This window comes from Bradyrhizobium sp. URHC0002 (assembly GCF_054059515.1).
The window spans coordinates 1,176,115-1,200,333 of the sequence record NZ_JBSSCF010000001.1; the positions used below are offsets into that span (position 1 = coordinate 1,176,115).

General features: G+C 63.5%; 25 protein-coding genes and 1 tRNA gene. 12 read left to right on the forward strand and 14 right to left on the reverse strand.

Annotated elements, in window-relative coordinates:
- Nucleotides 1–6 precede the first annotated feature (6 nt).
- The 9 genes from ACVWVY_RS05585 to rpsA all read right to left on the reverse strand — a co-directional run bounded on the left by ACVWVY_RS05585 (nucleotide 7) and on the right by rpsA (nucleotide 9,043).
- Nucleotides 7–1,347, reverse strand: coding sequence for a bifunctional folylpolyglutamate synthase/dihydrofolate synthase (locus tag ACVWVY_RS05585; protein WP_456625439.1), 1,341 nt, complete (start codon nucleotides 1,345–1,347; stop codon nucleotides 7–9).
- A complete protein-coding gene (gene accD, locus ACVWVY_RS05590) occupies nucleotides 1,344–2,285 on the reverse strand; it encodes an acetyl-CoA carboxylase, carboxyltransferase subunit beta (protein ID WP_456625440.1) in 942 nt (313 codons plus the stop codon). The genes ACVWVY_RS05585 and accD overlap by 4 nt, the downstream gene beginning before the upstream one ends.
- Before the next feature lie 83 nt (nucleotides 2,286–2,368).
- The gene (gene trpA, locus ACVWVY_RS05595; RefSeq protein ID WP_456625441.1) at nucleotides 2,369–3,205 is read right to left on the reverse strand and encodes a tryptophan synthase subunit alpha; all 837 of its coding nucleotides are present in this window, start codon (nucleotides 3,203–3,205) and stop codon (nucleotides 2,369–2,371) included.
- Nucleotides 3,202–4,419, reverse strand: coding sequence for a tryptophan synthase subunit beta (trpB, locus tag ACVWVY_RS05600; RefSeq protein ID WP_456625442.1), 1,218 nt, complete (start codon nucleotides 4,417–4,419; stop codon nucleotides 3,202–3,204). The genes trpA and trpB overlap by 4 nt, the downstream gene beginning before the upstream one ends.
- On the reverse strand, nucleotides 4,416–5,075 hold the full coding sequence (locus ACVWVY_RS05605) for a phosphoribosylanthranilate isomerase (protein ID WP_456625443.1): 660 nt from the start codon (nucleotides 5,073–5,075) through the stop codon (nucleotides 4,416–4,418). The genes trpB and ACVWVY_RS05605 overlap by 4 nt, the downstream gene beginning before the upstream one ends.
- Nucleotides 5,076–5,165: 90 nt before the next feature.
- Entirely contained in the window at nucleotides 5,166–5,558 is a 393-nt protein-coding gene (locus tag ACVWVY_RS05610) for a lipopolysaccharide assembly protein LapA domain-containing protein (protein ID WP_456625444.1), read from the reverse strand.
- A 136-nt stretch (nucleotides 5,559–5,694) separates the two neighbouring features.
- Nucleotides 5,695–6,000 carry an integration host factor subunit beta gene (locus tag ACVWVY_RS05615; RefSeq protein ID WP_057837498.1) on the reverse strand — a complete coding sequence of 102 codons (306 nt, stop codon included), beginning with the start codon at nucleotides 5,998–6,000 and terminating at the stop codon, nucleotides 5,695–5,697.
- A 170-nt stretch (nucleotides 6,001–6,170) separates the two neighbouring features.
- The gene (gene sppA, locus ACVWVY_RS05620; protein WP_456625445.1) at nucleotides 6,171–7,151 is read right to left on the reverse strand and encodes a signal peptide peptidase SppA; all 981 of its coding nucleotides are present in this window, start codon (nucleotides 7,149–7,151) and stop codon (nucleotides 6,171–6,173) included.
- 191 nt (nucleotides 7,152–7,342) lie between these two features.
- Complete coding sequence (gene rpsA / locus ACVWVY_RS05625) at nucleotides 7,343–9,043, reverse strand: 30S ribosomal protein S1 (RefSeq protein ID WP_212417156.1); 1,701 nt, start codon at nucleotides 9,041–9,043, stop codon at nucleotides 7,343–7,345.
- A gap of 488 nt (nucleotides 9,044–9,531) precedes the next feature.
- On the opposite strand from rpsA, the gene ACVWVY_RS05630 reads away from it, so the two are divergent.
- Nucleotides 9,532–9,702, forward strand: a complete 171-nt coding sequence (locus tag ACVWVY_RS05630; protein WP_456625446.1) for a hypothetical protein — start codon at nucleotides 9,532–9,534, stop codon at nucleotides 9,700–9,702.
- Between the two features lie 45 nt (nucleotides 9,703–9,747).
- On the opposite strand, the gene cmk is transcribed toward ACVWVY_RS05630, so the two are convergent.
- Nucleotides 9,748–10,389, reverse strand: a complete 642-nt coding sequence (cmk, locus tag ACVWVY_RS05635) for a (d)CMP kinase (RefSeq protein WP_456632113.1) — start codon at nucleotides 10,387–10,389, stop codon at nucleotides 9,748–9,750.
- A gap of 158 nt (nucleotides 10,390–10,547) precedes the next feature.
- Between cmk and ACVWVY_RS05640 the strand changes: the two genes are divergently transcribed.
- A complete protein-coding gene (locus ACVWVY_RS05640; protein ID WP_456625447.1) occupies nucleotides 10,548–11,537 on the forward strand; it encodes a Bug family tripartite tricarboxylate transporter substrate binding protein in 990 nt (329 codons plus the stop codon).
- A 20-nt stretch (nucleotides 11,538–11,557) separates the two neighbouring features.
- Here the strand turns inward: ACVWVY_RS05640 and aroA are convergent, their stop codons facing one another.
- Nucleotides 11,558–12,895, reverse strand: a complete 1,338-nt coding sequence (aroA, locus tag ACVWVY_RS05645) for a 3-phosphoshikimate 1-carboxyvinyltransferase (protein WP_456625448.1) — start codon at nucleotides 12,893–12,895, stop codon at nucleotides 11,558–11,560.
- A 143-nt stretch (nucleotides 12,896–13,038) separates the two neighbouring features.
- Between aroA and ACVWVY_RS05650 the strand changes: the two genes are divergently transcribed.
- Entirely contained in the window at nucleotides 13,039–13,464 is a 426-nt protein-coding gene (locus tag ACVWVY_RS05650; RefSeq protein WP_247782187.1) for a TIGR02300 family protein, read from the forward strand.
- A gap of 65 nt (nucleotides 13,465–13,529) precedes the next feature.
- A tRNA-Ala gene (locus ACVWVY_RS05655) sits at nucleotides 13,530–13,605 on the forward strand.
- A gap of 76 nt (nucleotides 13,606–13,681) precedes the next feature.
- On the opposite strand, the gene ACVWVY_RS05660 is transcribed toward ACVWVY_RS05655, so the two are convergent.
- Nucleotides 13,682–14,140 carry a MarR family winged helix-turn-helix transcriptional regulator gene (locus tag ACVWVY_RS05660; protein WP_456625449.1) on the reverse strand — a complete coding sequence of 153 codons (459 nt, stop codon included), beginning with the start codon at nucleotides 14,138–14,140 and terminating at the stop codon, nucleotides 13,682–13,684.
- A 165-nt stretch (nucleotides 14,141–14,305) separates the two neighbouring features.
- Here ACVWVY_RS05660 and ACVWVY_RS05665 point away from each other — a divergent pair, with 165 nt between their 5' ends.
- From ACVWVY_RS05665 to ACVWVY_RS05700, 8 genes are all read left to right on the forward strand, one after another.
- Nucleotides 14,306–14,731 carry an organic hydroperoxide resistance protein gene (locus ACVWVY_RS05665; RefSeq protein WP_456625450.1) on the forward strand — a complete coding sequence of 142 codons (426 nt, stop codon included), beginning with the start codon at nucleotides 14,306–14,308 and terminating at the stop codon, nucleotides 14,729–14,731.
- A gap of 181 nt (nucleotides 14,732–14,912) precedes the next feature.
- Nucleotides 14,913–16,118, forward strand: coding sequence for a CaiB/BaiF CoA transferase family protein (locus ACVWVY_RS05670; protein ID WP_456625451.1), 1,206 nt, complete (start codon nucleotides 14,913–14,915; stop codon nucleotides 16,116–16,118).
- Between the two features lie 336 nt (nucleotides 16,119–16,454).
- A complete protein-coding gene (ugpB, locus tag ACVWVY_RS05675; RefSeq protein WP_456625452.1) occupies nucleotides 16,455–17,768 on the forward strand; it encodes a sn-glycerol-3-phosphate ABC transporter substrate-binding protein UgpB in 1,314 nt (437 codons plus the stop codon).
- An 80-nt stretch (nucleotides 17,769–17,848) separates the two neighbouring features.
- Nucleotides 17,849–18,730 (forward strand): sn-glycerol-3-phosphate ABC transporter permease UgpA, encoded by an 882-nt coding sequence (ugpA, locus tag ACVWVY_RS05680; RefSeq protein WP_456625453.1) that lies wholly within the window; start codon nucleotides 17,849–17,851, stop codon nucleotides 18,728–18,730.
- The gene (ugpE, locus tag ACVWVY_RS05685) at nucleotides 18,730–19,578 is read left to right on the forward strand and encodes a sn-glycerol-3-phosphate ABC transporter permease UgpE (RefSeq protein WP_456625454.1); all 849 of its coding nucleotides are present in this window, start codon (nucleotides 18,730–18,732) and stop codon (nucleotides 19,576–19,578) included. Before ugpA ends, ugpE begins: the two co-directional genes overlap by 1 nt.
- Before the next feature lie 7 nt (nucleotides 19,579–19,585).
- Complete coding sequence (locus ACVWVY_RS05690; protein ID WP_456625455.1) at nucleotides 19,586–20,677, forward strand: sn-glycerol-3-phosphate import ATP-binding protein UgpC; 1,092 nt, start codon at nucleotides 19,586–19,588, stop codon at nucleotides 20,675–20,677.
- Between the two features lie 194 nt (nucleotides 20,678–20,871).
- Complete coding sequence (locus tag ACVWVY_RS05695; RefSeq protein ID WP_027538067.1) at nucleotides 20,872–21,297, forward strand: Hsp20 family protein; 426 nt, start codon at nucleotides 20,872–20,874, stop codon at nucleotides 21,295–21,297.
- A 49-nt stretch (nucleotides 21,298–21,346) separates the two neighbouring features.
- Complete coding sequence (locus tag ACVWVY_RS05700; protein ID WP_456625456.1) at nucleotides 21,347–21,613, forward strand: BQ00720 family protein; 267 nt, start codon at nucleotides 21,347–21,349, stop codon at nucleotides 21,611–21,613.
- A gap of 211 nt (nucleotides 21,614–21,824) precedes the next feature.
- Here ACVWVY_RS05700 and ACVWVY_RS05705 read toward each other — a convergent pair whose 3' ends face one another.
- Both ACVWVY_RS05705 and ptsN read right to left on the reverse strand, forming a co-directional pair.
- Nucleotides 21,825–23,513 carry a methyl-accepting chemotaxis protein gene (locus ACVWVY_RS05705; protein WP_456625457.1) on the reverse strand — a complete coding sequence of 563 codons (1,689 nt, stop codon included), beginning with the start codon at nucleotides 23,511–23,513 and terminating at the stop codon, nucleotides 21,825–21,827.
- A 117-nt stretch (nucleotides 23,514–23,630) separates the two neighbouring features.
- Nucleotides 23,631–24,092 carry a PTS IIA-like nitrogen regulatory protein PtsN gene (gene ptsN, locus ACVWVY_RS05710; protein ID WP_108512713.1) on the reverse strand — a complete coding sequence of 154 codons (462 nt, stop codon included), beginning with the start codon at nucleotides 24,090–24,092 and terminating at the stop codon, nucleotides 23,631–23,633.
- Between the last annotated feature and the right edge of the window lie 127 nt (nucleotides 24,093–24,219).

Here is a 24,219-nt window from a genome sequence, read left to right on the forward strand (position 1 = left end):
CGCACGCTATCCCGGCGGTGTGTCGTTGATGTCAAGCACATGGCCGGCGAGATAGAGCGAACCGGTAATCAGGACACGCGGCGGCACTTCGTAGGCCAGCCGCGACAGCGCCTGTAGCGCGGCTTCGACGCTTGCCGCATTTTCCACCCGCATGCCGAGTGCGCGCGCCGCATCTGCCAGCCGGTCCGGCGGCATCGCGTTGTCGCGGCCGGGAATCGGTATCGCTACGATGTGGCGCGTCAGCCCGGCGAAATTGGCGAGGAACGCGCCCGCATCCTTGTTCGCCATCATGCCCGCGATCACCACCAGCGGGCGCGATACCCGCTCTTCGAGATCGCCGAGCGCCGCAGCCGTGACGCGTCCGCCTTCTGCGTTGTGCGCGCCGTCGAGCCAGATCTCGCCCCCCTTCGGCCCCTGATCGACCAGCGCGCCCGCGACCAGCCGCTGCATCCGCGCCGGCCATTCGGCGCCGACGATGCCGGCCTCGAAAGCCGGCATCCCGATTTTGAACGTCTCGATCGCTCGCAACGTTGCGATGGCAAGACCCGCATTGTCGAACTGATGCCGCCCGAACAGCTTTGGCGCCGCAAGATCCATCAGGCCACGCTCGTCCTGATAGACCAGCCGCCCGCGCTCGACGCCGACATGCCATTGCTGTCCCGCCGCATGCATCGGCGCGCGCATGCGCTTCGCTTCCGCCTCGATCACCGACATCGCCTCGGGCGCCTGCTCGGCACAAATCACCGGTGCGCCACGCTTGATGATGGCGGCCTTCTCGCCGGCGATGGCGGTCAGCGAGTTGCCGAGGAATTCCGTGTGATCCATGCTGACCGGCGTGATGACGGTCGCAATCGGCCGGGCGATGACATTGGTGGCGTCGAGCCGCCCGCCAAGGCCGGTTTCCAACAGCACGACATCGGCCTCATGCTCCGCGAACAGGCAAAACGCCGCCGCGGTCTCCATCTCGAAAATCGTGATCGGCTCGCCCGCATTGACCTGCTCGCAATGCTCCAGCACCCGGCGCAACTCGGTATCGCTTACCAGCCGACCGCCGCCCTTCTCGCCGATGCGGAAGCATTCGTTGATCCGCACCAGATAGGGCGAGGTGTAGACGTGCACGCACAGGCCTGCGGCCTCCAGGATCGCGCGCAGGTAAGCGATGGTCGAACCCTTGCCATTGGTGCCCGCGATATGGATCACCGGCGGCAACGTGGCTTCCGGATGATCGAGCCGCGCCAGCAGGCGGTGCATGCGATCGAGGCTGAGATCGATGCGCTTCGGATGCAAGGCAGACAGCCGCGCGATCAATTCACCGAGCGGCCGGGGTTTGGCGGCAGGCAGGTTCACGCGTGGGGCGCAGCCGGCACGGCTTCCGGCGCCGAGACGATCTGGGCCGGGTCCGTAACCTGCGGCGAAGGCTTTGAAGCTGTTTCGGGCGCCGGGGATTTGGTGAAGAGCCGGCACAGCCTTGCCAGTGTCGGGCGCATCTCGTGGCGATGCACGACCATGTCGATCATGCCGTGATCGAGCAGATATTCGGCGCGCTGGAATCCCTCCGGCAGTTTCTCGCGGATGGTCTGCTCGATCACGCGCGCGCCGGCAAAGCCGATCAGCGCACCGGGCTCGGCGATCTGCACGTCGCCCAGCATGGCGTAGGAGGCGGTGACGCCGCCGGTGGTCGGATTGGTCAGCACCACGATGTAGGGCAGCTTCGCTTCCCGCAGCATCTGCACGCCGACGGTGGTGCGCGGCATCTGCATCAGCGACAGGATGCCTTCCTGCATCCGCGCACCGCCCGAGGCCGCGAACATGATGAACGGCGACTTCTTCTCCACCGCAAGCTCGAGCCCGCGCACGATCGCCTCGCCCGCGGCCATGCCGAGCGAGCCGCCCATGAAGTCGAAATCCTGCACCGCGACGACGACGCCGGCGCCCTCCAGCTTGCCGTAGCCGACCTTGATCGCGTCGTTCAGCCCGGTCTTGGCGCGCGCGTCCTTGATGCGATCGACATATTTGCGCTCGTCGCGAAACTTCAGCGGATCGGCCGTCACTTCCGGCAGCGCAATGTCGTACCAGGTCTCGTTGTCGAAGATCGACTTCAGCCGCGCCGCCGCGCCCATGCGCATGTGGTAGTTCGAGCCGGGGATGACGAACTGGTTGGCCTCGACGTCCTTGTAGAACACGAGCTGCCCGGAATCCGGGCACTTGATCCACAGATTCTCCGGCGTCTCGCGGCGCAGGATGCTGCGGATTTTTGGACGGACGACATTGGTGAGCCAATTCATGGTTCGCTCCGAAATGCGGTTAACGCATCAGCTGATTCATATGGCGATCCGGACCTAGCCCGGCAAGCCGCCGCAATTGTGGCCTATTCCGCAGCCTGTTTTGCTCCCCGCACGCCCTGCGCCAGCGCGGCCACCAGATCGGCTACGGCGCCAACGGTCCTGGGGGTCGCGCGCCCCTCGGTATCGAGGCTGGCGCGGAGCGCATCCACCAGCGCGGTGCCGACCACGGCGCCATTGGCATTCTCCGCGATCGCGCGCGCCGCATCCGGGGTGCGGATGCCGAAGCCGACGCAGACAGGCAGCTCGGTGTGCCGCTTGATGCGGGCGACAGCCTCGCCGACCGCCTTGGTGTCGGCGCTGGCGCTGCCGGTAATGCCGGTGATGGAGACGTAGTAGACGAAGCCCGAGGTGTTCGCGAGCACCGCCGGCAGGCGCTTGTCGTCGGTCGTCGGCGTCGCCAGGCGGATAAAATTGAGTCCCGCCTTCATCGCCGGAATGCAAAGCTCGGTATCTTCCTCGGGCGGCAGGTCGACGATGATCAGCCCATCGACGCCGGCGGTCTTGGCATCGGTGAGGAACTTGTCGACACCGTAGATGTAGATCGGATTGTAGTAGCCCATCAGCACCAGCGGCGTGGTGTTGTCGTCCGTGCGGAAGCCGCGGACCATCTCCAGCGTCTTCTTCAGGGTCATGCCGGCCTTCAGCGCGCGCAAGCCGGCCGCCTGGATCGACGGCCCGTCCGCCATTGGATCGGTAAACGGCATGCCGATCTCGATGACGTCGGCGCCGGCCTTCGGCAGCGCCTTGAGGATGTCGAGCGACGTCGCAGGGTCCGGATCGCCGGCCATCACGAAGGTGACGAACGCCGAGCGGCCCTGCTTGGCGAGTTCGGCAAATCTTGCGTCGATACGGGTGGTCACTTCTTCCTGCCCTTCAGAATTTCCGTGATCTGCGGAATGTCCTTGTCGCCGCGGCCGGAAAGATTGACCACCATCAGGTGATCTCGCGGACGTTTTGGCGCAAGCTCCATCACCTTGGCGATCGCGTGTGCCGGCTCCAATGCCGGAGGAATGCCTTCAAGCCGCGTCAGCAACTGAAACGCCGCGAGCGCTTCCTCGTCGGTCGCGGAGAGATAATTGACCCGGCCGGTCTCGTGCAGCCAGGAATGCTCCGGGCCGATGCCGGGATAATCCAGTCCTGCCGAAATCGAATGCGCGTCCTGGATCTGGCCGTCCTCGTCCATCAGCAAATAGGTGCGGTTGCCGTGCAGGACGCCGGGACGGCCGCCGGCGATCGAGGCGGCGTGGAGCTGTGTCAGCCCGTGGCCGGCGGCCTCGACACCGAAAATCTCGACGGAGGAATCGTCGAGGAAGGGATGAAACAGTCCCATCGCGTTGGAGCCGCCGCCGATGCAGGCGACCAGCGAATCCGGCAGGCGGCCCTCTACCTCCTGCATCTGCTGGCGCGTCTCGATGCCGATAATGGACTGGAAGTCGCGCACCATCATCGGATAGGGATGCGGACCCGCCACCGTGCCGATGCAATAGAAGGTGTTGTGGACATTGGTGACCCAGTCGCGCAGCGCGTCGTTCATCGCATCCTTCAGCGTGCGCGCGCCGGACTGAACGGGAACCACCTTGGCGCCCAGCATTTCCATGCGGATCACGTTGGGCTGCTGACGCTCGACGTCGACCGCGCCCATATAGACCACGCATTCGAGCCCGAACCGCGCGCACAACGTCGCGGTGGCAACACCGTGCTGGCCCGCGCCGGTCTCGGCGATGATGCGCTTCTTGCCCATGCGGCGCGCCACCATGATCTGGCCGAGCACATTGTTGACCTTGTGCGAGCCGGTGTGGTTGAGCTCCTCGCGCTTGAAATAGATTTTTGCACCGCCGAGGTGCTCGGTCAGTCGCTCGGCGAAATAGAGCGGCGACGGCCGGCCGACATAGTTCTTGAGGTGGCCGTTCATCTCCGCCTGAAACGCCGGATCGGCCTTGGCATCGGCATAGGCCTTTTCCAGATCGAGGATCAGCGGCATCAGCGTCTCGGCGACGAAGCGTCCGCCGAAAATGCCGAAATGCCCGCGCTCGTCGGGGCCGGTGCGGAATGAATTGGGCAGGTTTGGATTCATCGGACCATCAATTCTTCGGTGGCGCGCGCAGCGCGAACAAAATTGCGGATCATCTCGGGATCCTTGATGCCGGGCGCACTTTCGACGCCGGAGGACACATCGACGCCGCCGGCGCGGGTCACGCGAATGGCCTCGGCGACATTGTCGGCGCTAAGCCCGCCCGAAACCATGAAGGGCAGCTGGAGATCGAGCTTTTCCAAAACGTGCCAGTCGAACACGGCCCCCAGCCCGCCGGGGCGGGTGGCGCCCTTGGGCGCGCGGGCGTCGAACAGGATGCGATCGGCGACGCTGGCATAGCCCGGCAGCACGGCGAGATCGGCCGCCGTCTCGACCGCAATCACCTTCATGACCGGAAGCGCGAACTTCGCCTTGATGTCGCGTACGCGCGCGATGGTTTCCTTGCCGTGCAATTGCAGGAGATCCGGCCGCAGCGTCTCGACAATGTTTTCAAGCGTCGCGTCATCGGCATCGACGGTCAGCGCCACCTTGGTCGCGCGGCCCTTCGCCTGCTGGCCCAGCTCGCGCGCGGTCTCGAGGCTGAGGTGGCGCGGCGACGGCGGGAAGAACACGAATCCCACCATGTCGGCACCCGCCTCGAGCGCTGTGTCGAGCGTCTCGCGCGTGGACAGGCCACAAATTTTGACGAGCAGGGACATGGTCTCTCAGGGGCGGATCCAGTGCCGCCAGGACTAACTGGAACAGGCGAATTGGAACAGGCAAATTGGAACAAGCTGGCGGGGCGGGTTCTACAACGTCGCGCCCTGCTTGTCTCGCCCTGCGGCCCCATAGATGCCGTACTGGGACGGCGCCGGAAGCCGCTGCTGGCCGACCCGGGAAACCGCCGCCGCAGCCCGCAAATCGGCCGTCTCCGCCCTTGCCCGGCGGGCATCGGCCTCGTGCTGGCGGGCCGCGCGCCGCCAGTGGCGCTGGCGGAACCAGGTCGCCATGCCGCCCGCCGCCACCCCCAGAATGGCTACCGCAATGATCACGGCGAACAGCGGCATCGACACCGCTATCGCCGGATCGGTCGAATTGAAGGGATCGAACGACACCGTCACGAAATGGCGGTTGGCGACCGCAAAGACGATGAAGATGAGGCCCAGGGGAATGACGACCAGCGCCGTGAGAAACTTTCGCATGACCATCTCTCGTAGTGATGGGAAACGGCAGGGATCAAACCCTGCAACACGGCTACAACTAGTTAAATCCGAAGAGTTTTTCAGTGACGCGTTTTCTTTACGCGAACCGGGTCCACTTCGCTTGAAAACGCGATGATTACGCGCCGGCCTCGGGCGAGCTGTCGTCGCGGTTCAGCCGCTCGCGCATTTCCTTGCCGGTCTTGAAGAACGGCACGCTCTTCTGGTCGACCGGCACATGCGCGCCGGTGCGAGGATTGCGCCCTGCACGGGCAGGACGATGCTTGACCGAGAAAGCGCCGAAGCCGCGCAGCTCGACACGGTCGCCGCGCGCCAGGGCCGCCACGATCTCATCGAGAATCGCGTTCACAATGTTCTCCACATCCCGCTGATAGAGGTGCGGGTTGTGCTCGGCGATGCGCTGAACAAGTTCGGATTTGATCATCGAAGTTGGGATCCGGGATCGTGCGGATATCCATTTCCGTGAAAATACCTTGATCTGTCAAGACGCTAAATCACTTTTGGGCATCGCAGACCACGTCACAAAGGGCGCAAAGAGGCTATGCGGCAACACCCGCAGTGCGGGAGAATGTGACGAAGCGCAGCCGGCGCGGCTCAGTTGGCGGCTGCGGGGCGCCACAGCGCCAACATGCCGTCGAGCGCGAGCTGATCGACTGCCTGTGCGACGCCGCCCTGCTCGATCTGGCGCGCGATGGAACCCAAGCCGAGGGCATCGAACGTGATCGAAGCTGCCGCGCGCAGGAACGTCAGGTCCCCGAACTGCGGTGTCAGTTTGAAATCGCGCACCGGCAGGTCGCTCTTGATCTTCTTTTCAGCAATCAGCCAGGCAACGGCGGCTTTTTCATCGCCGAGTTGATCAATCAGCTTCAGTTCGACCGCCTGACGGCCGGTGAAGACCCGCCCGTCCGCGACCTTTTCGAGCAGCGCGTCGTCCATGCCACGCCGCTCCTTCACCAGACCGCGGAACCAGGCATAGGAATCCTTCACCAACGCGTCGAGCGCAGCGCGCGCTTCGGGACTGGTCGGCTCGAAACCGTTGGGCGCAGCCTTCAATGGAGATGATTTCACCTCCTCGACCTTGACGCCCACGGTCTTCATCAGCTCGGTGAAATTCGGAAACTGGAACAGCACGCCGATCGAACCGACCAGCGAACTCTGGCGGGCGACGATGTGATCGGCGGCGATCGCCGTGATGTAACCACCCGACGCGGCGAGCCCCTCAACCACCACCACCAACGGCTTCTTGGCTTTCAGCCGCACCAGCGCGTCATAGAGCTGCTCGGAGCCGGCCGTGGTGCCGCCCGGCGAATTGATGTGGATGATGACGGCGGCGTGGTTCGACTTCTCCAGCCGCTCCAGCGCCTCGACCCGTTGCTGGTCGCTGCGAATCAGCCCGTCGATGTTGACCCGCGCGATCGATCCCGATGCCGCCAGCGCCGTTGGCCCGCTCGTTGTCGCGATCGCGCCGACGGTAACGATCGCCGCGATGGCAACCAGGCCAGCCGCGACGCGCCAGAAGGTCAGCTTGCGGCGGATCCTGCGGCGATCGACGATCACGTCCGAATCGAGCGACATCGAAATTCTCCTGAAGTGTCCCGCGCGTTTGGCATCCGCAGCGCTATCGAAGCGTTATCTGATTACATCAATTGCGACCCAATTTGAAGAAAACAAGGCCCTGCCTCTCTTCTCCCTTTGTGGGAGAAGGGAAGAAGAAAAAGGCCCCGGTCGAAACCGGGGCCTGATGTCGCAGCGAGATAAGCGAACGCTTACTTGTCGCGGTTCTTGAGCGCGGTGCCGAGAATATCGCCCAGCGTCGCTCCCGAATCGGAGGAGCCGTACTGCGCGATGGCTTCCTTCTCTTCAGCGACTTCCAGCGCCTTGATCGAGACCTGCACCTTGCGGGCCTTCTTGTCGAACTGGATCACGCGGGCATCGACCTTCTCGCCGACGGCGAACCGCTCGGCGCGCTGATCGTTGCGGTCACGGGCCAGTTCAGAGCGCTTGATGAAGGTGGTGAAGTCGGTGCCCGAGATCTTCACCTCGATGCCGGCTTCCTTCACTTCGAGCACTTCGCAGGTCACGACCGCGCCCTTCTTGACGTCGCCCGGCTCGGCGAAGGGGTCGCCTTCGAGCTGCTTGACGCCGAGCGAGATGCGCTCCTTTTCGACATCGACGTCGAGCACCACGGCCTTGACCATGTCGCCCTTCTTGAAGTTGTCGATGACCTGCTCGCCCGGAAGCTTCCAGTCGAGGTCGGACAGATGGACCATGCCGTCGACGTCGCCGTCGAGGCCGAGGAACAGACCGAACTCGGTCTTGTTCTTGACCTCGCCTTCGACGGTCGAACCGACCGGGAACTTCTCGACGAAGACTTCCCAGGGGTTGCGCATGGTCTGCTTGAGACCAAGCGAGATGCGGCGCTTGACCGAATCGACTTCGAGGACCTGCACTTCGACTTCCTGCGAGGTCGAAACGATCTTGCCGGGGTGCATGTTCTTCTTGGTCCACGACATTTCCGAGACGTGGATCAGGCCTTCGATGCCCGGCTCCAGTTCGACGAACGCGCCGTAGTCGGTGATGTTGGTGACGCGGCCGGTGAAGCGCGCGTTCAGCGGGTACTTGGCCTCGATGCCCTGCCACGGATCGTCCAGCAACTGCTTCATGCCGAGCGAAATGCGGTGGGTCTCGTGGTTGATCTTGATGATCTTGACCTTCACGGTCTGGCCGATGGTGAGCACCTCGGTCGGGTGGTTGACCCGGCGCCAGGCGATATCGGTGACGTGAAGCAGGCCGTCGATGCCGCCGAGATCAACGAACGCACCGTAATCGGTGATGTTCTTGACCACGCCGTCGATCACCTGACCCTCTTCGAGGTTCTGCACGAGTTCCTGGCGCTGCTCGGCGCGGGTCTCTTCGAGAACCGTGCGGCGCGACACCACGATGTTGCCGCGGCGACGATCCATCTTGAGGATCTGGAACGGCTGCGAGTTGTTCATCAGCGGCGCGACGTCGCGGATCGGGCGGATATCGACCTGCGAGCGCGGCAGGAAGGCAACGGCACCGTCGAGATCGACCGTGAAGCCGCCCTTGACCTGGTTGAAGATGACGCCGTGAACCTTCTCGTTGTTGTTGAAGGCCTTCTCGAGCTTGCCCCAGCTTTCCTCGCGGCGCGCCTTGTCGCGCGACAGCACGGCTTCGCCGAGCGCATTCTCGATCCGGTCGAGGAACACCTCGACTTCGTCGCCAACCTTGAGATCGCTTTCACGGCCGGGGCCGGCGAATTCGCGCAGCGCGACGCGGCCCTCGGTCTTCAGGCCGACGTCGATGACGGCCATGTCCTTTTCAATTGCAACTACCTTGCCCTTGATGACGGAGCTTTCCTGCAGATTGCCGCCGGCGAAGGACTCGTCCAGCATTGCAGCGAAATCGTCACGGGTAGGATTATAAGAAGCAGCAGTCGAAGCCATTTGTTCTCCAATGCGGGATATTGCCGGCCGTCCGGGTTAAAGGGCGCATCGCGCGTGAAGTGTCAGGGGTCCGCAAATCCTGACGACCGCTGTTTGCGGGAGGCGCAACAGCGGGCCGGCAGCAAGCCTGCACGTTCGATACGTATGATTTATCCGGAGCCTGAAACGAGCGTATCGACTTCAAGAACCTGGAGCGGGCTTTCCTCCAATGACGGCGGGGGTTCAAACCTCCCGCCGGCCCGCTCGGACAGCCCTGATCTTATCGATGGCGGCCCGGATGGGCGTGGATATAGCCCCAAGGGCCATTCTCGGCAAGCCGGAAATGCCCCATTTACGGGCTCTTAAGGATTACGGACGCCAACCATCGGCCCGCGCTTTCAACGCCTTGTTGACTGCATGAAGCGAAAGCTCCGCTGCCCTCGGCGGGATGGAACCCCGCCTTAAGCGCCGCCCCAAAGGATGGCACCGTCCAGAAACAGGGGTGCCCCATGAAGAGCTTGATCGCTGTGGCCGCCATCGCCGTCTTTACCGTCGCCACGGCCGTTGCCGGCAAGCCGGGCGCTTTTGCGACCGACAAGGCGATTGCCGCTGCCAAGTCGAAGCCCGTCATGATGGCCGAACAGCAATTGCCGTTCGACCGCGCGCGCTCAAAGAACTGATCGAAGATTTTGGCTCGGGGGCCAGCCACCGCGGATTGACGCGGGCTACCGAGAACTTCCCCGCCCGGCGCGGACCGCCTCGACGATCGCAATGGCAGCCCGAACGCCGCCCTCGATGTCGAGATTTGAGTTGTCGAGGATATGGGCGTCCTCGGCCGCCTTGAGCGGCGCAGCGGCGCGGTTCTTGTCCCGCTCGTCGCGCTTGAGAATATCGGCCAGCACCATCGCCTCATCGGCGGCTTCGCCACGCGACAGCGCTTCCAGCGTCCGACGGCGGGCCCGCACATGCGGGTCGGCCACGACAAAGATCTTCACCTCGGCATTCGGGCAGATCACGGTTCCGATGTCGCGCCCGTCGAGCACGGCGCCGGGCGGATCGGCCGCGAACTGGCGCTGAAAATTGACCAGCGCCTCGCGGACGGCGGGAATCGCCGACACGACTGACGCCGCGTCGCCAATGCGCTGCGACTTCAACTCGGGATGTCCGAATTTTTCGGGATCGAGCTCCATGGCAACCGCCACCGCCCGCGCCTCATCGGTGAGCTCAAACCCCTCATCCAGCAGCGCTTTCGCCACCGCGCGATAGATCACCCCGGTGTCGAGGTGACGATAGCCGTAATGGTGGGCGAGCCGCTTGCCGAGCGTGCCCTTGCCGGATGCCGCCGGTCCGTCGATGGCGATGATCATGGGAGCCATGTGCGACAGAGCGGCCAAGCGGTCAAGGCCGCGGAGACGCAGATGCGTCCAAATGTTCCTCGCCCCGGCCGTCGGCCGCCTCTATTCTGAAACCTGCCCGGGAATTCCGTCCAAGGATCTGCAGAAATAGCACCGGCTGGAGGGATACGATGAGCGCCATTTCACGACGTCGTTTTATCGGCAGTGCCGCGGCCGCCTCCGCGATCCCGCTGATCGGGTCTTCGGCGCATGCGCAGACCGACTGGCCAATCAAGCCCATCAAGATCATCGCGGGCTATCCGGCCGGAGGGCAGACCGATTTGTTCGCGCGCACCTATGGCGAACATATCCGGTCCGAGACCGGCCAGAGCGTGACGGTGGAAAACAAGGCCGGCGCCTCGGGATCGGTCGCGGCGGCTGAAGCCAAGCGTGCGGCGCCCGACGGCTACACGCTGATGTTCACGATCTCGACGACCATGATCATGAACCGCGTGCTGATCAAGGACATCCCTTACGACGCCGAAAAGGATTTCGTCCTCGTCTCGATCATGCCGGCGGGCAGCCTGCCGTTCGTGGCCGGCGAGAAGACCGGCGCCAGGACCCTCGCCGAATTTGTCGCCTACGCGAAGAAGGCCGAGAAGGTCAACGTCGGCACCTACGGCGCGGGCTCATACGCGCACATGGCCGTCGCCGAAATGAACAAGCAGTACGGCCTCAAGATGGAAGCGGTCCATTATCGCGGCGAAGCGCCGATGTGGACCGACCTTGCCGGCGGATTCATCGACGGCGCCCACGGCAGCTACTCCGCGGCGTTGTCCGTCCTGCAGAGCGGCCGCGGCCACGCTGTCGCCGTCTCGCGCAAACGCATGTCGACATTGCCGGATGTCCCCTCTTTCAAGGAGCAGGGCGCAACATCGCGAATCTTCCAGTTGACCGGCTTCCAGTGCTGCGCCGTGCCCACCGGCACGCCGGCAGCCGTCATTCAGAAGCTGTCAAAGCTTCTCGTCGCCGGCGGCAAGACCGAAAAGGTGCAACAGCTCATGAAATCATTCGGCGTCGACGATACCGCGATGACGTTCGAGGAGACGCAAAAATTGTACAAGGAAGAATGGCCGGTCTGGCTCGAGGCGGTGACGAGCCTCGGGCTTGCGCCGTCCTGAACCCCGCAAGCACCGGCGTCTTACGAAAACTCCGCGCCCAGCGAGCGCATCATCGGGATGAAGTCCGGAAAGCTGGTGGCGATGAAGGCGGTGTCGTCGACCTTGACCGGCTTGTCGGCGGCCAAACCCATCACCAGCGCGGACATCGCGATGCGGTGATCCATGTGGGTGGCGACGAGGCCGCCGCCGGGCACATGGCCGCGGCCCTCGACGATCAAATCATCGCCCGCGACCTCGACCTTGACGCCGTTGACGCGCAGCATGTCGGCGGTGGCCTCCAGCCGGTCGGATTCCTTGACGCGCAATTCCTTCAGGCCGCGCATGATGGTGGTGCCTTCGGCGAAGGAAGCTGCCACGGCCAGCACCAGATATTCGTCGATCATCGAGGGCGCGCGCTCGGGCGGCACCTCGACGCCGCGCAGTTTGGACGCGCGCACGCGCAAGCGGGCCATCGGCTCGCCGGCATCGCCACGGACTTCGCTTTCCTCGATCGAAGCGCCCATCTCGCGCAGCGTCGTGAACAGGCCGGTGCGCAGCGGATTGGTCATGACATCGGAAAAAGTCACGTCCGAGCCTTCGACGACCAGCGCCGCCACGATCGGGAATGCCGCAGATGACGGATCGGCAGGCACCACGACGTCGGCGCCGTGCAGTTCGCCCTGGCCCGTCAGCGCGATCTTGCGGCCATGGCTGCCTTCATTGACGGAGACGATTTCTGCGCCGAAATGTTTCAGCATCAGCTCGGTGTGGTCGCGGCTGGCTTCCTGTTCGATGACGGTCGTGACGCCGGGCGCGGCAAGTCCCGCCAGCAGCACCGCCGACTTGATCTGGGCCGAGGCCACGGGTGTCCGGTAGAGAATCGGCACGGGATCGCGGGCGCCGTGCAGCGTCAGCGGCAGACGGCCGCCTTCTTTGGCCTCACCGGCCTTGGCCCCCATCAGTTCCAGCGGATCGAGGATCCGGCGCATCGGGCGGGACCGCAGCGAGGCGTCGCCGTCGAACACGGCAGTGATCGGGCAACCCGCCACCGCCCCCATCACCAGCCGGCAGCCGGTGCCGGAATTGCCGAAATCGAGCGGGGAGGCCGGCTGGGCGAAGCCCGCCACGCCCACGCCGGCGACCAGCCAGGCAAACGGCCCTGTTCGCTCGACCCTGGCGCCCAGCGCCTGCATCGATTTGGCGGTATTTAGGACGTCTTCGCCCTCGAGCAGGCCCGAAATCCTGGTTTCGCCGACCGAAAGCGCCCCCAGGATGAGGGCGCGGTGCGAAATCGACTTGTCGCCGGGAACGCGGGCTTTACCGCTCAAAGGGCCGCTTGCGCGGGATTCCAGCGGGGTTTGGGTGGCCGAATGGGTCAAGATTGGGGTCCTCTGCGGGGGCGGCAGTACCACATGGGCCCCACGGCGTCACGCTGCCGTCAAATGCGACAAACCGCTATTGACACCGGCCTCTCAACTAGCCAAGTGAAGCACCGTTTTTCAGAATTTCCCAGGATCCACACGTGGCCAAATCCGATCTCGGAACCAAACGCATTTGCCCGACGACGGGTAAGAAATTCTATGATCTCAACAAGAACCCGGTGATCTCGCCCTACACTGGCGAGGTCGTGCCGATTGCGCCGATTGCGCCACCGCGGGCCGCCCGTGGCGATGCCGCACGCGCCGCGGCTGCCGCTTCGGCCACCGCCGCTGCCGATCAGCCGGAGGCCGCAGAGGCCGAAGAGTTGGTCTCGCTCGAGGAGGCCGACGCCGAGGAGAATACCGGCAAGGTCAAGGCCGTGGTTCCCGAATCGGAAGACGACATCGAGATCGACGAGACCATCGAAGGCGATGACGACGACGATTCCACCTTCATTCCCGACGAGGAAGAGGGCGATGAGGACGTCACTGACATCATCGGTGATGTCGGAGGTGACGAAGAGACTTGAGATCGGCCCTGAACTGTGGTTCAGGGTCATTGCCCGCACGCTGATTTGAGGCGCTGCGATTCTACGGGGCCATAGCTCAGCTGGGAGAGCGCTTGCATGGCATGCAAGAGGTCGGCGGTTCGATCCCGCCTGGCTCCACCAGCCTTCGCGTAGCGAAGGCTGCCTCACCATAGCCCGAAGGGCGACGGCGGGCCTCGGCGGGACTTGGTGCCCTCGCCTACTCCCCCAACACCGCATTCAACCGATCGCGTAGCGCGACGATCTCGTTCTTCATCCCCACGAGTTCTCCGACCGTGCAGGCTGAGGCTGCGAGAATCGATTGCGGCACCGCTCTCGCTTTCTCCCTGAGCGACTCGCCCTTTGGCGTCAGCGCGATCAGCACCTGCCGCTCGTCCTCGGTGCTGCGCGTGCGCCTGACCAGCTCGGCCGCCTCCAGCCGCTTCAAGAGCGGCGTCAGCGTGCCGGAATCCAGCAGCAGCCGCTCGCCGATGTCCTTCACCGGCACGCCGTCGCGCTCCCACAGCACCAGCATGACCAGATATTGCGGATAGGTCAGGCCGAGTTTGTCGAGCAACGGCTTGTAGACGCGGTTGAACGCGTGCGCGGTGGAATACACCGCGAAGCAAATCTGATTATCGAGCCGGAGCGGAAAGTCCGCTGAAGATTTCCTGGCCATCACGTCCTCGTCAACGAGCAGCGCCCAGACACTGATATGGTGGCTAAGCGTTTGATTTCAATTGCATACAATTAAATCGTGCAGCCTGCAATAATTTAGATTGCGCACAATCGAATTGTGTGCAATACATCGTTCGTCAAAACGGCAAACCCAAGGGAGAACCACATGTCCGTGAACGTGCTCTACAAGACCAGCGCCAAGGCCACCGGCGGCCGTGATGGCACCGCAGCCACCCTCGACGGCGCCCTCGACGTCAAGCTCGCGACCCCGAAGGAACTCGGCGGCGGCGGTGGCGCCGGCAACAATCCCGAGCAGCTGTTTGCGGCCGGTTATGCCGCCTGCTTCATCGGCGCGATGAAATTCGTCGCTTCGCAGGGCGGCCCGAAGGTACCCGCGGACGCCACCGTCACCTCGACCGTCGGCATCGGCCCGCGTTCGGAGGGCGGCTTTGGACTGGACGTCGCACTCGCCGTGTCACTTCCAGGCGTTCCCAAGGCCGAAGCGGAAGCGCTGGTGGCGAAGGCGCATCAGGTGTGCCCGTATTCCAACGCCACCCGCGGCAACATCGATGTCCGCCTGACCGTCGTCTGACGAGGGGATTCGAACGGCCCGCCGCTGATGCCGGCGGGCCGTTCGCGCGCCTCACGGAATTTTCCGCAAGCTTTGCTACGGCGGTGGCGTCATGCGCCTGTGCGCGGGACGCCATTGCCGCCGCGCCTGAAGACCGCTAGCTCAAGACTTCGATTTTCTCCTTGAGCGAAGGTTCTTGTCCATGAGTCCTGTAGCCGCTCCCGGCGCAATGACCGGCCTGCGCGTCGTCGATCTCACGCGCGTGCTCGGCGGCCCCTACTGCACGCAAATCCTCGCCGACCACGGCGCCGACGTCATCAAGGTCGAACCGCCGGCCGGCGACGAAGTGCGTGACTGGGGACCTCCGTTCCACGAGGAAGACGCGGCCTATTTCGTCGGCATCAACCGCAACAAGCGCTCGATCGGGCTCGACCTCGCCTCCGAAGCCGGCCGCGCGGTGCTGATGAAGATGCTGGAGACGGCCGACGTCCTGATCGAGAATTTCAAGCCGGGCACGCTCGACAAATGGGGCATCGGCAACGACGTGCTGCGCGCGAAATTCCCGAAACTGGTGCATTGCCGGATTTCCGGCTTCGGCGCCGACGGCCCGCGCGGCGGCAATCCCGGCTATGACGCGATCATTCAGGCCATGACCGGCATGATCGCGGCGACCGGCTCGCCCGAAAGCGGCCCGATGCGGATCGGCGTTCCCCTGGTCGACATCACCACCGGGCTTTATGCGGCGATCGGCATCCTGATGGCGCTATCGGAGCGGCAGCGTTCGGGTCTCGGCCAGTTTCTCGAAACCACGCTGTATGAAACCGGCCTTGCGATCATGCATCCGCACACCGCGAATTATTTCATGCACGGCAAGCCGCCGGGATTGACCGGCAACGAACATCCCAACCTCGTGCCGTACGCGATCTTTCCGACCAGGACCGACAACATCTTCATCGGCGTCGGCAATGACGGCACCTTCCGCAAGCTGGCGAAGGAAATCGGCAAGCCCGAGCTTGGCACCGATCCGCGCTTTGCCCGCAACAAGGACCGCATCGCCAACCGCGATGCGTTGCGCGCCGAACTCGCGGCCGTATTCAGCCAGCACGAGGCCGAACCGCTCTGCAACCGGCTGCTGGCGGCCGGACTGCCGGCGGGCCCGGTGCAGAAGATCGATCAGGCGCTGACCAATCCGCATACGCTGCATCGCGGCGATATCATCGAAAAGGATTGGTACAAGGGCGTCGCCTCGCCGATCCGGCTGGAGCGGACCAAGCCGAGCCTGCGCCGCACGCCGCCGAAATTCAGCCAGCACACTTCAGAGGTGCTCGGCGAGTTCGGCTACTCGAAGAGCGAGATCGAAGCGCTGGTCGCCAAGGGCGCGGTCTGCGGGTCGGAACGCAAGCGGTAACCTCTGGTCGCCCCTGCCTAGTGCGCAATTGCGCACGGGAGCAGGGGCCCATACCGCGTGATCCATCGATGGCGCGTGGTGCTTGACGTTTTCCCCGGTCGACCGCCACCGCGAACTTGTTCGAGAACCGTCTCCCCGTGAGCCCCTCACAAAGGCCGCGGCGTATGGGCCCCTGCATTCGCAGGGGCGACGAGCGTGGTGGCCTTCGCCTATTTTCCTGCTTCCCTCCACGCACGCTTCCCCGATACCATCCTTTCGCATATACGGTCATTTGCACGTCATCCGGCGCTGTTATCGCGCGAAACGAAGGTGGCGGTCCCAACCCGGAGGAATTCAATGGCAGTTCGACAATTCGGCGCAGCGGCGGCAGTGACGGTTGCACTGGCTCTCGCGACGCCCGCCTACGCCGTGACCGAGATCCAGTGGTGGCACGCCATGACCGGCGCCAACAATGATGTCGTCAACAAGCTCGCCGAAGAGTTCAACGCCAGCCAGTCCGACTACAAGGTCGTCCCGACCTTCAAAGGCAGCTATCCCGACACCATGAACGCCGGCATCGCCGCGTTCCGCGCCGGCACGGCGCCGCACATCATTCAGGTGTTCGAAGTCGGCACCGCCACCATGATGAGCGCCACCGGTGCCATCAAGCCGGTCTACCAGTTGATGAAGGATGCCGGCGAGCCGTTCGACCCGAAGGCCTATCTGCCGACCATCACCGGATACTACTCGACCGCCAAGGGCGACATGCTGTCGTTCCCGTTCAATTCCTCCTCGATGGTGATGTGGATCAACAAGGACGAATTGAAGAAGGCCGGCATCACCGACATTCCGAAGACCTGGCCCGACGTGTTCGCCGCCGCGAAGAAGTTGAAAGCCGCCGGTCATGAGACCTGCGGATTTTCCAACGCCTGGGCGTCGTGGGCGCATATCGAGCAGTTCTCGGCGTGGCACAACGTGCCGATCGGCACCAAGGCCAACGGCCTCGACGGTTTCGACACGGTCCTGTCCTTCAATTCGCCGCTGCATGTGAAGCATCTGCAGAACCTGATCGACCTGCAGAAAGACAAGACCTACGACTATTCCGGTCGCGAGAACAAAAGCGAAGCCCGCTTCGCTTCCGGCGAATGCGCGATCTTCCTGACCTCGTCGGGCTATTACGGCACCGCCAAGAGCACGGCGAAGTTCGACTTCACCTCGGCGCCGATGCCCTATTATCCGGACGCCGCGGGCGCCCCGCAGAACTCGATCATCGGCGGCGCGTCGCTGTGGGTGATGGGCGGCAAGAAGCCGGACGAATACAAGGGCGTGGCAAAATTCTTCACCTTCCTGTCCGACACCAATCGCCAGGCCGACCTGCACCAGAAGTCGGGCTACCTGCCGATCACCAAGGCGGCCTATGAAAAGTCAATCAAGGACGGATTCTATGAGAAGAACCCGACCCTGCAGACCCCGCTAAAGGAGCTCACCAACAAGGAGCCGACCGAGAATTCGCGCGGCCTGCGCTTCGGCAACATGGTGCAGATGCGCGACGTCTGGGCCGAGCAGATCGAAGCCGCCCTCGCCGGACAAAAAACCGCGCAGCAAGCGCTTGACGATGCCGTCGCCAAGGGCAATGCGATGTTGCGGACATTCGAAAAGACGGCAAAGTAGACAATCGGCATTGGCTCCCCTCCACCCTGGAAGGGGAGCCGGTCTGCCACCTAAGCGCGGAAGGCTGTAAAGCGCCCTAGATGGAAAAGTCGGTCGTCTTCAACAACAGGCTGCTGCCATATTTGCTGCTCGTGCCGCAGCTCATCATCACATTCGTATTCTTCTACTGGCCGGCGAGCCAGGCGGTCTGGCAATCCTTCCTGCGCGAGGACGCATTCGGACTTAATTCCGAATTTGTCGGGCTGGAAAATTACCAGAGCCTGTTCGCCGATCCCGCCTATTACAAAGCGATGCTGGTGACGGTGATCTTCTCCTCGCTGGTCGCCGCATTGTCGCTTTCGATTGCCCTGCTGTTCGCGACCCAGGCCGACAAGAACCTGAAAGCCGCCGGCACCTACAAGACGCTGATGATCTGGCCCTATGCGGTGGCGCCAGCGGTCGCCGGCGTGTTGTGGATCTTCATGTTCCATCCGACCCTCGGGACCCTGGCGCGGCCGCTGCGCTGGATGAATTTCGACTGGAATCCGCTGTTGAACGGCAACCACGCCATGTGCCTGGTGGTGATGGCCGCGGTGTGGAAACAGATTTCCTACAATTTCTTGTTCTTCCTGGCGGGCCTGCAATCGATCCCCAAAAGCGTGCTGGAAGCCGGCGCGATCGACGGCGCGGGCCCGATGCGGCGGTTCTGGACCATCACCTTTCCGCTGCTGTCGCCGACCACGTTCTTCCTCCTGGTCGTCAACGTGGTCTACGTCTTCTTCGACACCTTCGGCATCATCGACGCGGTCACCGGCGGCGGCCCGGCCGGCGCGACCACCACGCTGGTCTACAAGGTGTTCGCCGACGGACGCCTGGGCGGCGATCTCGGCGGCTCGGCCGCGCAATCGGTGGTGCTGATGGTGATCGTGATCGCGCTCACCGCGGTCCAGTTCAAATATGTCGAGCGCAAGGTGCAGTACTGATGGTCGAGCACCGCCCGCTCAGCGACATCATCGCCTACACGATCCTGACGCTCGGCATCTTCATTGTCGCCTTTCCGGTCTATCTGGCGCTGATTGCTTCCACCCATAACGCCGCCACCGTGGTCGGCGGCAACATGCCGCTGGCGCCAGGCGGCCATGCGCTGGAGAACTACTACCGCGCCATCTTCGTCGGCGGTGCGCGCGCCATACGCGAGCCGGTCGGCCAGATGCTGTTGAATTCGTTCATCTCGGCGATAGGCATCGCGGTCGGCAAGATCTTCATCTCGATCCTGTCGGCCTACGCCGTGGTGTATTTCCGCTTTCCGTTCCGCAAGACCGCATTCTGGATCATCTTCATCACGCTGATGCTGCCGGTCGAGGTGCGCATCTATCCGACCTACAAGGTGATCGCCGACCTGAAGATGCTCGACACCTATGCCGGGCTGATCCTGCCGCTGATCGCATCCGCCACGGGCACGCTTTTGTTCAGGCAGTTCTTCATGACCATCCCCGAAGAACTGCTGGAGGCGTCGCGGATCGACGGCGCCGGTCCCTTTCGTTTCTTCTGGGATACGCTGCTGCCGCTGTCGGTGACGACAATCGCCGCGCTGTTCGTGATCCAGTTCATCTATGGCTGGAATCAATATCTGTGGCCGCTTCTGATCACCACGCAGGATTCGATGCAGACCATCGTCACCGGCATCAAGAAGATGCTGTACACGACCGACGAACTCGCCGAATGGCAGCTCGCGATGGCCACCGCCATCCTGGCGATGCTGCCGCCGGTCGCGGTCGTGGTGTTCATGCAGCGGCTGTTCGTGCGCGGCCTGGTCGAGACGGAGAAGTAAGGTAGTCATGGCCAACGTCACGCTGCGCAAAGTCAGAAAAACCTATCCCGGCGGTTTTGAAGCCATCAAGGGCATCGATTTCGGTGTCGGCGACGGCCAGTTCTGTGTGCTGGTCGGCCCCTCCGGCTGCGGCAAGTCCACGCTGCTGCGCATGGTCGCGGGCCTGGAAACCATCACCGGCGGCGAGATCGATATCGGCGGCCGCGTCGTCAACCAGATCGAGCCGGCCGATCGCGACATCGCGATGGTGTTCCAGAACTACGCGCTCTACCCGCATATGAGCGTCTACAACAACATGGCCTACGGCCTGCGCAACCGCGGCATGGCCGAGCCCGAGATCAAGACACGGGTGGAGGAGGCCGCGCGCATTCTCGAACTCGGCGCGATGCTCGAGCGCAAGCCGCGGCAATTGTCCGGCGGCCAGCGTCAGCGCGTGGCGATGGGCCGCGCCATCGTACGGCAGCCAAAAGTATTCCTGTTCGACGAGCCGCTGTCGAACCTCGACGCCAAGCTGCGCATCGCCATGCGCGTCGAAATCCGCAAACTGCAGCGCCGCCTCTCCACGACCTCGATCTACGTCACCCACGACCAGCTCGAGGCGATGACGCTGGCCGATATTCTCGTGGTGATGAACGGCGGTCAGGTCGAGCAGATCGGCAATCCGCTCGACATCTACCAGAAGCCCGCCACTACCTTCGTTGCCTCCTTCATCGGCGCTCCGCCGATGAATCTGATGCCGTTGCGCTCCGACGAGATCAAATCGCAACTGGCCGGCGACATCAGAATCAACGAGGCCGGCATCCTCGGCATTCGCCCTGAGGATTTCGTCATCACGAACGAAACGGTTTCCGGCGGCGTGGCGCTCGGGCTCACCGTGGAAGCGATCGAACGCGTCGGCGCCGAAACTTTTATTTACGGCGCCAGACAGCAGGAAGTTCAGGGCGTCGCCGCCAACCCCGGCGAACTGCCGCCAGGCGAGATCATCGTGCGCATTCCCGGCGCCGTCGGCCCGGCCATCGGCGAGCGAATCAGGGCGGTGGCCGCCAGCGACAAGCTGCATCTATTTACCGCCGACGGCCGCAAGCGGGTTGGTTCCTGAGTAGCGCTCCGGGAAGCGAACCGGCCGTATTGGCGCCGAAAGAGCCCGCCGCGGCCGATTTACGCAGCTTTCAGAGGCGCTTGAACCCACCCCAAATCACCCCCATATTCCCTGGTGACCGGACGGCAAGTCGGCCGGCCGGTTGAATGGGGCGCCGCAAGGGCCCCTCAAAGTCGCTTCGAGAGGACTTTGTAATGTCTCGTGTTCCTTCGTTATCCAGTCCGTTCCTGCTTGGGTTCGACGAAATTGAGCGTGCGCTCGATCGCGTCGTCAAAGGCGCCGACGGTTATCCTCCCTACAACATCGAGCGGTGTGACCGTGCCAACGGCCAGCCCGAGCGCTTGCGCATCACGCTCGCGGTGGCGGGTTTTACCCGCGACCAACTCGATGTGACCATTGAGGAAAACCAGCTCGTGATCCGGGGCCGCCAGCAGGACGACAAGGCCCGGCAGTACATCCATCGCGGCATCGCCGCGCGCCACTTCCAGCGCACCTTCGTGCTGGCGGAGGGGATGCATGTGTTGGGCGCGGATCTGAAGAACGGGCTGTTGTCCATCGACCTCGCCAGGCCAGAGCCTGAAAGGGTCGTTAAGACAATTGCTATCAATGAGCACGAATAATGGAACAAGTAGCGGACTCGACCGCTTAGACCCAGAAGGAGTCGAGACCATGAGTGAAGTGAGTGTTACGTTCGAACCTGAAAAGGTTTCCGTCGAGGCGCTGGCCCATCTTGGTGAAGGCCACATCGCCTATGTGAAGCAAGTCCGTTCCGAGGACGTGCCGGGGCTGTTTCCGCAGGCGCCGAAAATCGCGCCAGGGCTGAAGCTGTTCGCGCTGCATGCCGCCGACGGCACCCCGATCATGCTGACCGACAGCCGTGAGGCTGCGATCGCCAATGCATGGAGCAACGAGCTTCAGGCCGTCAGCGTGCACTGACACGCGGCGCGTGCTGCTGTCGTCGCTAACGCAGCGCGTGCTGCTTCATCAATTCGGCAGTCGTTGAATTGACGGCTGATTGAGGCCGCAACGAGAGTTCATCATACGCGGGCACGATCCTTGGGATCGGCCCGCGTATTTTTTTGCGCTTCAAGACTTGCCTGCTTTGAATACGGAGATGCATTCGCCGCGAGAGCGCTCGCCGAGAACCTCACGCCGCGCGCACGGTCGAGAGGAATTTCTCCACCTCGCCCTTGAGATGATTGCTCTGCCCCAGCAGGGACCGGGCCAGCCCGTGCACATGCGTCGATGCCAAACCGGTATCGGTCGCCCCGCGGTTGACGTCGGTGATGCTGCCCGCGACCTGGGTGGCGCCCTGCGCGGCCTGCTGCACGTTGCGCGAGATTTCCTGCGTCGTGGCGCCCTGCTCTTCCACGGCTGCCGCGATCGCCTGCGAGATTTCCGCGATGCGGCCGATCGTGCCGCCGATTTCGGCAATCGCAGATACCGACTGATTGGTCGCCGACTGCATCTGGCCGATCTGCTCCGAGATTTCCTCGGTCGCTTTCGCGGTCTGCGCAGCAAGCGCCTTGACCTCGGAGGCGACGACGGCAAATCCCCGTCCCGCCTCGCCGGCGCGCGCCGCCTCGATCGTCGCGTTCAGCGCCAACAGGTTGGTCTGCTCGGCGACCGCGCTGATCATCTTGACCACTTCGCCGATCCGGCTGGCGGACTGGGCGAGATCGGCAATCCGCGCATTGGTCTGCTCGACCTGGCTCACCGCCTCGCGCGATATCTTGTGCGAATCCTGCACCTGGCGGCTGATCTCCGACACCGACGAGGCCATCTCTTCCGCGGCCGCCGCGGCGGACTGCGCGTTGGCCGAGGATTGCTCCGATGCGGAGGCGACGGTTGCCGAAAGCACCTGGGTCACTTCGGCAGTCTTGGTGAGCTGTCCGGCCGATGATTCGAGTTCGGACGAGGCGGTCGATACGGTCTGGATGATTTTTCCGATCGCGAAATCGAAACCGTCCGCCATCTGCTGCATCGCGGCCTTGCGATCGCCTTCCGCCTTCAGCTTCAAGCCGGCCTGCGCCTGCTCCATCGACTGAACGCGCTGCGCGTTGTCCTTGAAGACCTGGACCGCGCGCGCCATGGCGCCCACTTCGTCGCCGCGGCTGAGCGCCGGGACCGAAACATCGAGGTCGCCGCCGGCCAGCCCCTTCATCACGGCAGTCATCGCCGCGATCGGACGAATCACGCCGAATGCCACGCCAAAGATGCCCGCACCGATGATGAGAAACACCACCGCGGAAACACCCCACAGCAGCAGGGTGAACATGCTGACGCGATCGGTCGCAGCAACCTCCGTCGCCGCGTTCTGATCGGTGGTTTGCTTGACGATGTCGTCGATGATGGCGCGGTGCGCGGCGTAACGTGCGGCGATCTCCGCGTAGGATTTCGTCGCCGCGGCACTGTCGGCCTTGGATAATGCGGGCAGCAAGCCTTCCTGAATCGCGGTCCAGAAGCGCTGCACTTGGTTGTGGGATTTTTCCACGAGCTTGGTCTTCAGTGTCGGCTCGAGATCGGACTTCACCCAGAATTCGTGGCGCTCGTCATATTCCTTCTTGAGCTGCGCTATCCTGTCGCGGTGCGCCGCAAGCTGCGCCGGATCGTGCAGCACGAGGGTAGCCTCGAGATAGGCTTCGATGACGTATTCCGGCGGCGGCAGGATGTCGGCGATGAGGTCGTTGCCGAGCTTGAGCTGGTTGTAGAGCGGGCCGCCGACCTTGAGCTGCGACAGCCCGTAAACACTGGTGGCAATCACGGCACCGAGGCCTAATGCGGTAACCAGTCCAAAAATCAATATCGCGCGCGAAATCGTCAGCCGCTGCGTCATGGCAATGTTCTCCGGGTGAATAAAAATCCCAGCGAACGCAATAACTGCCATTTAGCTTAAAATTGCGTTTACCCGGCGTACTACCCGGCGGGGAATCGCCTGCTCCAGCCGAAGGAACTAGGCCGCGCTCGCCGGCGGCAGGGCGAGCACCGAATAGATCGCCTGGGCATCGCGCGAGGCACGCAGCTTCTTGGCGACGTCCTGGTCGCGCAACAGCCGCGCGATTCGTGCCAGCGCCTTCAGGTGATCGGCGCCCGCGCCTTCCGGCGCCAGCAGCAGGAAGATCAGGTCGACCGGCTGGCCGTCCATCGCCTCGAAATCGATCGGGCGTTCCAGCCGGGCAAAGAACCCGAACAGCTTTTCCAGCTTTGGCAGCTTGCCGTGCGGAATGGCGACGCCGTAGCCGACTGCGGTGGTGCCCAGTTTCTCGCGCTGCAACAGCACCTCGAACACCGAGCGTTCGTTCTGTCCGGTCAAGGCGGAGGCGCGCGCCGCGAGCTCCTGCAGTGCCTGCTTCTTGCTGATGACCTTCAAAGCGGGGAGAATCGCCTCGGGTGCGACCAGATCGGTAATCGTCATGGGGCGTTCCGAGGTGAATTAACCGTCAGGTTGCGAGATAGGTTCTAGAGCCGAGGCTTCAAGAAGGTGAGACGGGAGGCGGGTTTAGGCCCGGGTCCCGATTTGGTGGGCTTCTACTCCAACCCAT